Below are 11,633 nucleotides of genomic sequence, written 5' to 3'. Positions count from 1 at the left end.
TGGCAGCTAATATCTAATTCGGTAACCAATCAAATTAACTCATTTTACTTTCTTGGGTAAAGCTGAACCTGAATGTTCAATTATTGAATGAACATGAACATTAATTTGGGCATCACTAAAATAATTTTCGCCTTGATCCCAATTCTTACGTATTTTCTTCCATTTTTTATAATTATGCCGCTTATATACTTCTCCTAACGCTAATACATCTACCTTATATTTTTTTTGAACAAGCTTTATTGATTTTTGAATCCTTTGTTCCACCTCTTTTGAAATATCCTTCGTTAAGCGTTTTTCATTCATGAATTTTTTATGATCACTAAAATGCAACTCCGCTAAAGCACCTTCGAGAAATAGATGAATATCAAACTTCGGTTTTGTAGTATTTTCAGTAAATACCTGTATTTTTCGGTGTAGCTTATGAATTTCATATGTAATAAGCTGGTCCTTTTTACGTATGGTAAAATAACCTCCTAATTTTTCACCGATTATAAAGTTTATTCCCACTGTCTGTTCGCCGTTTAACATTCCAACACACTTGTTATCCTTCCCACGAAACAACGCAGCCCCATCCATTTCTATCCCCTGTTTTGTAGGTTTTAAGACAGGTAGTACAAAACTTCGGTTTGAAATTATCTTTTCCTGCACGTCACCAATTCTTGCTGCCTCAACCATCTGAGCATTTTTAGGAGGGTGTTCAGCTAGCATATCAATATACTGTGCCGGTAAATTTTCTGATTTTGCATTTTGTTTCAAGATTGCTTCTGCATTTTTCTCAGAAACAAATAGACGAATATTTCTTCTCATTTCATGATCTCGAATGTATACATCTAACGTATTTTGTAAAACATTTGGATTCGATAGTAATTCTTCAGAAAAAATGATTACTTGTATATGTGGAAAAAATAAAGTACGACTAATCTTTTTAGCGATTATTCGTATTTGTTCAAACACACTATCTCCTTTTGCACTCACATCAATATAATTATTCCCTGCGCCTTTTCCACCTTCTTGCGTTAACTTACTGGGAAGTACCATTTGATACGTCCCTTTCATAATTGGATTAGATTTCTTTTCCTTAACAATATCGTAAGCGGCACCTACTACAAAGCCTCTTTCTTCTATCTCCGCTAACTCAGAGCAACCGCTGATAGCCCCAGCTATAAGCGCAATTGTTATAACTTTAAAAAGACATTTCATTTCCACCATTCCTTCATTTTATCTTATATACAATAAAAATTAGTAAAGGCGCTAACACAATAAATCTCATATCAAATCACTTAAAATCCAAATAAGCCCACTGTGTGAAAAGAAAGTTTGGATAGCGATATCTCGAGGCATAGAAGATGCACCTATACATCACTGGTTGAAGATGCCACAAAAAACAAGTTCCCAACATCTAAGTTTTTCATCTCTATACTCAAATGATTTCAATTATTTTTGCTTCTCAAGATTCATTATAGAACCTTTATTTTTTTGATTAACTTAACAATTAATCTTCATGTAATTAAAAAGATAGATTATTGATTTTTATGAAAGGAAAAGATGTTTATGACACTACATGGACGTTCAGAATATTTACTGAAAGAATGAATGAAAAAATTACACTGTAAGAATAAATTTAATTTTGTGTTTTTTGAAGACAGCAGATGCAACGGACCTGAAGGTAGCTGTTTTAAGATGGGTGGTGAATTCGAACTTTTATTACAAAGAGCAGCTAAATTAGATCCCTTGTTTATTATTCATGGAGGAGACAAGGTTTATACAGTAGAAAAGAAATATGTATAACACTAAACAAAATCATTATCCCTAAAAACAAAATATACGGATTAAATAATTATAAAGTAGACTATTTAGAAAAATAATTATATCTTACCCGGCTTAATCCTATTTTAGCAATGCATGCGCAACCTAATATAGGGGTAGCGTCAGGAAAATGCGGATTTACAACGTTAAGGAATTCAATATAAAAAAGCCTAATTTCTCGGTGTTGCAAGAGCTTAGGCCTTTTTAAAAAACTATAAATACCGTTTGAATTAATATTAGGATCCATCTTGGTACTTCAACTTTCCGGAGTTAACTAAATTAACTTTAACTTTTAAATTCTTTATACTGTGTTCATTTAAGTAAAACGAGTCTGTTTTTACTTCTTCTTTCCATTTTCTTGGATTCTGACGGTATAATGATTCACCTAATTTGTAGATATCTGCATTTATTTCTATTCCTTTTTCAAAGGATTTTAGAATTTCTAATTTGATAATATCTTCAGTTTTTGTAATCAACTCTTTATCACTAATTTCCTTGATCTTCTCATTTATTCCAGCTTGAACTTCAACTCGAATATTAAAAAGTATGGGCTTACTACTCATAATAGGGGAAATTGTAATCTTAGGTTTCTCTATCACTACGGAAACAACAGCGCTATCATTCTCAATAATCCACACAGGAGATCGAACGTTTTTTTCATCCATCCATCTTAGACCGTTTAAATCAGTCTCAGAAAGCCATCCTTCTAGGCGATTATTCCTTACAAAGAACGCTCCATCATTTCTTAATAATGGTGCTTTTTTGGATTCTTCTTTCCAATTTTCTGTTGAAATTTTAAGTGATGGGATATAAGCAGTTTGCCCCATCGGATCACTATCTCTAATAAATTGATAAAATTGTTTAGGTTGTATGTAAGACCGTTGTTTATACCTTTCCTTTGGTTCATGGAGAATGGTAGACAACCCCGATAATGTAAAAAAGGCTTTTGTTTTAAGTATATCATCAATGGGTTCCTTTGTAGCGTATAAGAGAATATTATAGCGTATTTCTCGGTACCGATTAATAAAATCAATAGAGTCTTTAATATCTTGTCTGAGCAGTCTTTCGCTTAATATTATTGTAGATACATGTCCCCAAAAAAGTCTTTGTTGAGCATCCTTATATAATTGATTTAATGCTTCCGTAATGGTAAAACCTTCACCTCTTCCTATCCACACTGGTGGTTGTTTATCAGGTCTAGCCCCCTCTAACTTAGCAACGTTAGAAAAGTCAAGTAACTGAGCATAAGCTATATATTTTCCTTCTTTAAAATCTATACCAAGAGCTGCAACATAATAAATATCTTGAACTTCTTTAATATTCCAACATCCAGATAACATTGCACTAGTGATAAGCATCATAATTATTAGTTTTATTTTGTGCAGCTTCACTGTTTTCCTTCTCCTTCGTCCGTTTTAGAACTATCATTGGTTCGGAGATAATCAACTCTATGTCTATAACTTCTCCACGGTAAACGAAACAATCCCTTGAAAAAATCTGAACTAGATTTTGGGAAAACTAAAGCTAAGTAAGGGATTCCAAAGGAACGTAATCTTGAGATATAAAGAACGATTACGAATCCGGCAAGCATAAATCCATATAACCCCATCAAAATTGAACATAATAGTACAAACCCTCTGAGTATGGATACTGCTCCTGCTAATATTTGGTTTACTAAGGTATATCCCGCAATAGCAGATAAAGCAGTAATAACAATGACAGAAGGGGAGATAAAACCCGAACGGATTGCAGCATCCCCAATGATTAGTCCGCCTACCACTGAAAGGGTTTGACCAAGGGGGGAGGGTAATCTTTGACCGGCTTCACGGAACATCTCAAAAAGGAACAAAACAATTATAAGCTCAAGTGGTGCTGGAAATGGTAGACCTGATCTTGCAACAGTCACAGTCGCAAGAAGAGGGAAAGGAATTTGATCTTGGTGATAAGCAAGTAATGCCATCCAAAATCCGGGTAGGAAGACAGCTAAAAGAAATCCTATCCACCGATAAAAGCGTGCAAATGATACAGTTAGAAAATTAAAGTGGGAATCTTCTGCAGCTTTTATTAGGGGTACCGCCAGCATTTCGGAAAAAAACCACGCTAAGAGAATATATATAAGAAAAGAGCCAGAATTTACCCCGCTAAGAGTAAATCGGCTCTTTAATATATAAAGGATGCACAGAAAAACCTAGAGGGGTTCAGCCGAGATACTTGTAGAAATGGGTCATAATCATACATTATTTTACAAATACATCTTATCTTGAAGGTATATGGATTATATAAAGTTAAAAATATAGTGTTAAACCCAAAAAAACACCATAACAGTGTTCACGGTGTTTTCCATATTAAAAATAAGACTATTATTTAAGTACTCTGAAACTGATTCATATTGTAGAAATATCCATTTTAAGATAATGATACGCTTCAAAATCTTCATTAAATATATCTGTAACTAATTTTATAGCCTCCGTATCATAAAAGCTCTGATATGTCGGCAGCCGAGGGAAAGATGGATCTGTAATGTCAGCTTCAGCGTAGTTTCCCTTATGAATCATCTTAGGCGCCTGATGATGCCATGATCTCGTTAATGTGTCTAGTGGGATAGTCTGTAAGTTATATTTGTTTTCTATTTTTGAGATTTCATTAGAGAAATTCTCTAAATATATATAATTGGTTACAAACTCTTCTTCTCCTTGAATATATTGTTGTGAATAGTGTGGATTAAGATAGTCAGAATCTGCCCCATTCGCGTGAAGATAATGTAAAAAATGTTTAAATGATTTTTTCTTTTTGCATGTACTGTCGTTATAAATAAACTTTCTAATAGGTTCCCACTCTGGATTTTCTATACCTGGTGGAGCAATAAGGGGTCACCATACCCAAAAAAGAAAATTGTACATTTAGACAAAATTTAGACACATTTAAACTGATTCCTGTACGTTAAGGAACCGATTACTTAGTTTACTACTTTTTTTAAAGAATCAAATAGTGAAAATTTCGTGGAAATTTGCTTAACGTAAGTTTTATATCAACTATTACGTTGGAGTACAGCCAAGGTACGTGTATTATCTACTATGAAAATCAGGAATATTTAAAGTATTCTAAGAAGAAGAATTGAGTGATAAGCTACGTTAACTACTTGATATCTTAACTAAGTAAATTATGTATTTAATGTATTCAAGGTAGTGCAATGAGAAGGTATCGAATAACCTTGCTTGGATAAACCGTGTCTCTTAAGAGCTCCTTAAGGCGCGTCCGTTACCTTGAGGGCAACGAACGGTTGTAGACTTCGATGTTGCAAGGATCGTTGTCAAACAAATTGTTTACATGTATTCAATGTAAAACTCTTATTAAATTAAGGTTTTTACTCCTAAGTATAGATAACATGTATATCTCGTCTGTATCCCTTTTTGACTTGCTCTTGATTGACCAAATAAGTCAAAATACCTTTCTAAATTTCCCTCTGATATTCCCCTATTTTATCTTATTCAAACTTGCATTCCAATAACCCATTTCTCATACGCCTGTTTCTAAAATAATAATTTAAATTGGGACCTCTGAGAGATCCCAATTAATTAAAAAGTAATGTCTCCTCTTGTTACATCATTTACAATTTTTATACTAATCCCTCTAACATCTCGAAGACTTCTAAATTATTTTTTTGGTAGTTCAGGGAATAAATAATGTAATATACAGATGGTCAAACGTCTGGATTTGCCTTTATACGGATATATATGCATATACATCGATGGATTAAAGTTTGCCTCAATAATTCCATAAGCATTTTTATTAGCTGCAGGAACTTCTGTATTTTCAATAATCAAATCAATACCACTAATATTTGCTCCAAGTGCCGACACAGCATCTACGGCAATTTTCTTATAATCATCGGGAATTTGATCTGTCATATCAATTGAGTCTCCACCTGTACTGACATTAGAATTTTCTCGCAGAAAAACAATTTCATCACTTGTTGGAATAGAATCTTTTCGATACCCTTGAGCTTTAAGCATTAGGACCTCTAATTCACCTAATTGTATATTTTCTAAAGGTGTTCTATGGTCCATTCCTCTTAATGAATTCAGGTTCTTTTGAGCGACTAACTCTTCAATCGTATGTGAACCGTCTCCTATAACATTGGCTGGAATTCGTAATAAAACGGCAGAAACTTTGCCATCTAGCACAAAAAATCGATATTCTGTTCCATTAATAAATTCTTCTATTAATACTGATGAGTCCTCTTTAAATGCTATTGTGAGTGCTTTTTGATAGTCTTCGTAACTTGCTCCGTTTTCTTTAAAGATAGATATTCCTAAACCATAATTTGTTGTTTTTGGTTTAACGACAAAAGGCTTTCCTGCAAATATATCATAGGAACGTAAGGCTTTTTCTATATCACTAAATTCCTCACCTATTGGTACACGAAATCCATGCTGTTGAAGAATTTTCTTTGTTACTGTTTTATTTTCCATAATTAATGGTGATATATAACTATCTTTACTTGTCATATTCCCATTTTTCACATATTCAACATGATTTCCTAACTGTAGTTTTAAAAATTGATCTTGTCGATCTAAAACGTCTACTTGTAATCCTTGTTGAATAGCATCAAACATTAAAATTTGTGTAGACAACTCCATGTCAGTAAATCCTGATAGTTGATATGGTTTATCCCATGCTTTTTTATAATTTTCTTTAGCAATACGGGAAGCTACCTGACTTTGACTACTTTTTATAATCTCTTTATAAAGTCTTCCAGCTAAAGTCTTACTTGGATCTGTTAGCATTTCTCTCAAGTTAACAAATAAGGTATTCGAAACAGTTATGTCTAACAGCCCTGTTAAATGTTCCATCTCATCAATAATACGCTCAGCATCTGTTTTAAATTGCGTATGTTCTAACGGATGTTCAAGAGCCACTAAATTATTTTGAAAATCACCGATTTTTACCCATTCATCATTATTATCGTCTTGATCAATCCAGAGTAAATAGATGAGGAAAAGATGTAGAAATTCTGCTTGTTCATGGCTAATTCCATATGTTTCAAAAGGATTTAAATCTAGGTTTCTTAATTCAATATAACGAATCCCATGATTTTTTAAATCTGAAACTTGAGGACCGCCCCTTAAACGGACAGATGCATAAAATTCTTTTTCTTCTAATAAAACCCCTTTACTTACCAGCGAAGAAAGATCAGATATATAGTTCTGTAAACTACTATAGGATACTTGAACATCATTTTCATTACTATAACCATATTTACTATTTCTAATGCTTCTTACGGCGTCATTTAAAGGATTTATTTCAAAGAAATTCTTTTCACTACTAGGAGAAGCACCGAAGAAATAAGTTATTAACCATCGATAGTGTAAATAATTCCTTGTGACTTTCAGATAAATTTCTGTTTTAAATTGATGATAATCTTTTATTTCTGATTGTAATTCAAATAATGCCTGAATCAAATTATCGCTAAATTCAAAATTGTAATGAATACCACTAATCATTTGTTTTCGTCGACCATAAGAATTAGATAAATATCGACGATATAAAACATTTTCATGATTATTAAGTTTCGCAATAACAATATCTTCTTCTTTTTCGGGCAACTGTGGTGGCATGCTTAATGGCCAAAGCATTTCGTTATTTCCCATAGAACGATAGGCAACATCATGGATAGCTGCTAAATAATTAAATAAATCTCCTAGTGTCTCAGTAACTGGTGTGATTAATTCCATTTGTGTTTCAGAGAAATCTCGCTGAATATAAGGATGTTCATCTCTTACTGAAATACTTTTGGGATGTTCCGTTTTAGCTAAACTTCCTGATAGGTCAACTCGTTGACTTTCTTTTTCAACTCCAAAACGTGCTTTTAATAAATATGGTTTAATACGGTCATTGTTTAACATTTTTTTCATTTCCATACAAACTGTACCTCCCATCAACTCAAATATTTGATATAGAAATAGCTAAAATTATAACCATTATTTTTTTGAATTTAGCATTTGGATATTAATGGCCAAAGCATTTTATTCTTATCCACGGAAAGAGAAGGGATTTCACGAATAGCTGCTAAGTAATTAATCATGTCTTCTAATGTTTTAGTATTAGGCTGAATATATGATCTTGTATCTCTTATCGAAAACGGTTTAGACGTTTCAGTTGAACTTTCAAATAAGTCAACTTGTCGATTTTCCTTTTCAATCTCATAACGAGATTTTAATAAGGATGGTTTAACACGGTAATTAAATAACATTTTTTTAATCCACATGAACTCTTCCTCCCAATTTATTTGTTTTTACAAACTATATAATATGACAAAATATAACAATCAAAAGCACCCACATCTCTACATGCGGATACTTTTGTTACTATATTTTGCTGTAAACTTAAATACTTCATATGCCATTGGAAGTGGGTATTGTTGTAAATAAGAATCATCTTACATACTTCATATGGAAAGAGAAATGCTCATTTAAGAAAGTGGAAATAAAGAAGTAGCTATGATCATAGCCCTCCATTTTTTTATAAGTTACCATTTGACTATTTTTTTGAGCGTTCTCTAAGAAAATATGTTCTTCCAATTGTTTCGGATAAAACTCGTCTTGACTACCTTGCATAATAAGAATTGGTGGAATAGTAGCTTCTTTAATTAATTCTGAAGCATCCCATTCTTTCCAAGAATCTTTGTCTTCACCTAAATAAGAGGTGAAAGCATTTATTCCCCATGGTACTTGACTAGGAGTTAAGATTGGAGAAAAAGCAGAAACCGCTTTGAATCTCTTAGCATTTTTCAAACCGATCACTAAAGCCCCATGTCCTCCCATTGAATGCCCCATTATGCTTTCTTCACCTGAAAAATTAGGTACTATAGTCGAAGCAATGGATGTTAATTCATCTACGATATACGAATACATTTTATAATGCTGTGCCCAAGGATCCTGGGTAGCATTTAAATAAAAACCTGCCCCTTGTCCAAGATCCCATGCTGCAACATCAGAAACGTATTCTCCACGTGGTGAAGTATCTGGCATAATCACTGCAACTTGATGTTTTTCAGCCAAACGTTGAAATCCACTTTTTTGACTAAAATTATCATCTGTACAAGTTAAACCAGATAACCACCATATAAGTGGAATTTTTTTCTTTTCTTTATTTGATGGTAAGTAGATACTAAATTTCATATCACATTGCAAGACTTCGGAATAATGGCTATACTTACGTTGCTCTCCTTCGAAAGAACGATGTTGTTCAATACATTTAAGACTCATTATCTCACTCTCCGTAAGTTAAAATCGTACGAATGGATTCACCTTTGTGTAATAAGTCAAATGCCGCATTGATGTCTTTAAATTCTAAATGATGAGTAATAAATGAATCTAAATCAATATCACCATGCATATAATCTTCGACCATTTCTGGAAGTTCAGATCTTCCTTTAACTCCACCAAAGGCTGATCCACGCCATACTCGGCCCGTTACTAATTGGAATGGACGAGTATGGATTTCTTTACCAGCACCAGCTACTCCGATAATAATACTTTCGCCCCAACCTTTATGACATGCTTCAAGAGCGGATTTCATTACTTCAACATTACCAATACATTCGAAGCTATAATCCACGCCACCATCTGTCATTTCGACTATAACTTCTTGAATTGGGCGATCATAATCTGCAGGATTCACAAAATCAGTCGCTCCCATTTTTTTAGCGAGTTCCCATTTTTGGGGATTCAGGTCAACTGCAATAATTCGGCTTGCTTTTGCTTGAACCAATCCTTGAATAGCTGCTAATCCAATCGCTCCTAAACCAAATACAGCTGTTACAGCTCCTTCTTCAACTTTTGCAGTGTTGTGTACAGCACCAATACCTGTAGTCACACCACATCCTAATAAAGCAACTTTATCTAACGGAGCGTTTTCATCGATTTTCGCTAAGTTAATCTCATTAACAACTGTATATTCACTGAATGTACTAGTTCCCATGTAATGATAAAGGGGCTCTCCATTATAAGAGAAGCGAGTTGTTCCATCAGGCATTAAACCTTTACCTTGTGTTTCTCGTACAGCACTACATAGGTTTGTTTTACCAGAACGACAGAATTTACATTCTCCACATTCAGGTGTATATAGTGGAATAACATGATCCCCAGGTTTTACTGAAGTAACTTCATCACCTACTGAAACGACAACACCAGCACCTTCATGGCCTAATACAGCAGGAAATACTCCTTCTGGGTCGTCACCTGATAATGTAAAAGCATCTGTATGACAGACAGAAGTATATAGTATTTTTACTAATACCTCTTTTGCTTTTGGCTCTTCTACATCGATTTCTACGATTTGAAGTGGCTCCCCTGGCTTAAATGCAACAGCAGCTCTACTTTTCAATTGAATCCCTACTTTCTTTTTTTATTGTTTACACCACTAAGATTACACTTTATAATTTTAATTACAATACTGACAAATTTGTCACTATAAACATTTTTTTCGCGAGAGGAAGGTCAAAAATTATGGTTATTCATTATAAGGACAAGGAATTTTTCACTGGAAAAGATTTAGCTTTATCTGTGATAGGAGGGCGTTGGAAAATAGCAATTATATGGTGTTTGTTACAACGTTCGCCATTAAGATTAAGTGAAATACAAAAAAAGCTGCCTGAAGTTAATCAACGTATGTTGATTAGACAATTAAGAGAATTAGAAGACGATAAAATAATTACTCGATGTGTATACCCCGTAGTGCCTCCTAAGGTTGAGTATGAACTTAGTGAAATTGGTCATCAACTAGAGAATGTTGTAACAGCCATCTGTGATTGGGGAGATGACTTTAGTGATTTTGTAGAAAAAGATTCGGACGAACTTAGTTGAAGAAACAAGTAAATATCGATTCATTAAAAATAGTGCGTAATTGTATGACTTAATCCATAAATTTGCATACAAAAAACCGATAACTTTGCATCGAATGCTGTAAAGTCATACGTAACGACTAGTTAAGATAATTAACGAAAATATACGCTAAGTAAATTTCGACATAAAATGAGCCGAATTTCCTACTCTAAGGGGTCCCGCCAACCAAATGACATAAAACCCACGTTAATAAATTTTATGGAAAATAAAAATCCGGTTTTCCTGTATTAAAAAATATTTTACAAAGAAAAAGCTGATTTCCTTATCTTAAAGAAAATCAGCTTTTGGCGTAGTTATTAATTTAGAGGTTGATGGGGTTCAGCCGAGATACGTGTAAAAACGGGGCATGAGCTGTAATATATTTCCATTGTTGGGTTTTTAGATAAAAATATCTACCTCATGATTAACAAAAAGCTGATTACCTATGCGCTATAAATGAACTGCCCCAATTGTTAAACAAAACCTAGCAATTGGGGCAGTTCATAGTTATCATTTGACTCTTCTAGTGACCTTCTCAAGTAAAGCACCCTTTGGTTGAATAAGATTTATTTATTCATTCCCATCAATCGCTTAATTGTTCTTATTTGGGGTACAGTCAGGAAAATGCGGATTTACAACGCTAAGCCCATTTCCCCGACTATTCCCCCAGTTTTAACAACGTTAAGAAAGTTTCAAGGGTCTTAAAGAATCTAACGAGACCATTTTCTCCGAATTAAAATGGTATTCTCCAAGTAAATTAATATGTTCCCAACCTAGAGGTGACATATGGTGCAATAATTCTTCATTAAAACTACCTGACCGTTTTTGATATTCAACTGCCTTTGTTAGATGTAAAGTATTCCAGATACTGATGGCATTGATAATGATGTTTAAAGCACTGGCTCTTTGCAATTGATGTTGTATAGTCCGTTCCCTAAGCTC

9 protein-coding genes and 1 pseudogene are annotated in these 11,633 nt (G+C 33.6%); 1 reads left to right on the top strand and 9 read right to left on the bottom strand.

Going from position 1 to position 11,633, the window contains the following annotated elements; all coding sequences use genetic code 11:
• Window positions 1–39: 39 nt before the first annotated feature.
• The 8 genes and pseudogenes from BAQ44_RS08885 to BAQ44_RS08845 form a co-directional block, all read right to left on the bottom strand.
• Window positions 40–1,200: a Ger(x)C family spore germination protein gene (locus BAQ44_RS08885; RefSeq protein WP_061531599.1), complete on the bottom strand. Its 1,161-nt coding sequence runs from the start codon at window positions 1,198–1,200 to the stop codon at window positions 40–42.
• A gap of 842 nt (window positions 1,201–2,042) precedes the next feature.
• Window positions 2,043–3,197 carry a Ger(x)C family spore germination protein gene (locus BAQ44_RS08875; protein WP_000766211.1) on the bottom strand — a complete coding sequence of 385 codons (1,155 nt, stop codon included), beginning with the start codon at window positions 3,195–3,197 and terminating at the stop codon, window positions 2,043–2,045.
• Window positions 3,194–3,889, bottom strand: coding sequence for a spore germination protein (locus tag BAQ44_RS08870; protein WP_000881732.1), 696 nt, complete (start codon window positions 3,887–3,889; stop codon window positions 3,194–3,196). The genes BAQ44_RS08875 and BAQ44_RS08870 overlap by 4 nt, the downstream gene beginning before the upstream one ends.
• Before the next feature lie 301 nt (window positions 3,890–4,190).
• Window positions 4,191–4,673: pseudogene (locus tag BAQ44_RS31360) on the bottom strand (sulfotransferase family 2 domain-containing protein); the annotation flags it as partial.
• A 786-nt stretch (window positions 4,674–5,459) separates the two neighbouring features.
• On the bottom strand, window positions 5,460–7,727 hold the full coding sequence (gshAB, locus tag BAQ44_RS08860; RefSeq protein WP_000425291.1) for a bifunctional glutamate--cysteine ligase GshA/glutathione synthetase GshB: 2,268 nt from the start codon (window positions 7,725–7,727) through the stop codon (window positions 5,460–5,462).
• A gap of 74 nt (window positions 7,728–7,801) precedes the next feature.
• Window positions 7,802–8,074 carry a hypothetical protein gene (locus BAQ44_RS08855; RefSeq protein ID WP_000264853.1) on the bottom strand — a complete coding sequence of 91 codons (273 nt, stop codon included), beginning with the start codon at window positions 8,072–8,074 and terminating at the stop codon, window positions 7,802–7,804.
• 166 nt (window positions 8,075–8,240) lie between these two features.
• Window positions 8,241–9,074: an S-formylglutathione hydrolase gene (gene fghA / locus BAQ44_RS08850; protein WP_071721505.1), complete on the bottom strand. Its 834-nt coding sequence runs from the start codon at window positions 9,072–9,074 to the stop codon at window positions 8,241–8,243.
• Window positions 9,075–9,078: 4 nt separating this feature from the next.
• Window positions 9,079–10,194 (bottom strand): S-(hydroxymethyl)glutathione dehydrogenase/class III alcohol dehydrogenase, encoded by a 1,116-nt coding sequence (locus BAQ44_RS08845; protein ID WP_000842153.1) that lies wholly within the window; start codon window positions 10,192–10,194, stop codon window positions 9,079–9,081.
• Window positions 10,195–10,316: 122 nt separating this feature from the next.
• On the opposite strand from BAQ44_RS08845, the gene BAQ44_RS08840 reads away from it, so the two are divergent.
• A complete protein-coding gene (locus BAQ44_RS08840; protein ID WP_000234699.1) occupies window positions 10,317–10,673 on the top strand; it encodes a winged helix-turn-helix transcriptional regulator in 357 nt (118 codons plus the stop codon).
• Window positions 10,674–11,372: 699 nt separating this feature from the next.
• On the opposite strand, the gene BAQ44_RS08835 is transcribed toward BAQ44_RS08840, so the two are convergent.
• Window positions 11,373–11,633: Tn3 family transposase (locus BAQ44_RS08835; protein WP_131801853.1), on the bottom strand; the 261-nt coding region annotated here is incomplete at its 5' end.

Origin of the sequence: Bacillus mobilis (assembly GCF_001884045.1) — a bacterium.
Taxonomy (GTDB): domain Bacteria; phylum Bacillota; class Bacilli; order Bacillales; family Bacillaceae_G; genus Bacillus_A; species Bacillus_A mobilis.
The sequence above is the reverse complement of the archived record's forward strand: the minus strand, read 5'-3'. Positions and strand labels throughout refer to the sequence as shown.

What these genes read in the sequence shown, in the direction of transcription:
- gshAB (WP_000425291.1), bottom strand. Translation starts at nt 7,727, where the DNA reads ATGGAAATGAAAAAAATGTTAAACAATGACCGTATTAAACCATATTTA.
- BAQ44_RS08885 (WP_061531599.1), bottom strand. Translation starts at nt 1,200, where the DNA reads ATGAAATGTCTTTTTAAAGTTATAACAATTGCGCTTATAGCTGGGGCT.
- BAQ44_RS08840 (WP_000234699.1), top strand. Translation starts at nt 10,317, where the DNA reads ATGGTTATTCATTATAAGGACAAGGAATTTTTCACTGGAAAAGATTTA.
- BAQ44_RS08855 (WP_000264853.1), bottom strand. Translation starts at nt 8,074, where the DNA reads ATGTGGATTAAAAAAATGTTATTTAATTACCGTGTTAAACCATCCTTA.
- fghA (WP_071721505.1), bottom strand. Translation starts at nt 9,074, where the DNA reads ATGAGTCTTAAATGTATTGAACAACATCGTTCTTTCGAAGGAGAGCAA.
- BAQ44_RS08870 (WP_000881732.1), bottom strand. Translation starts at nt 3,889, where the DNA reads ATGCTGGCGGTACCCCTAATAAAAGCTGCAGAAGATTCCCACTTTAAT.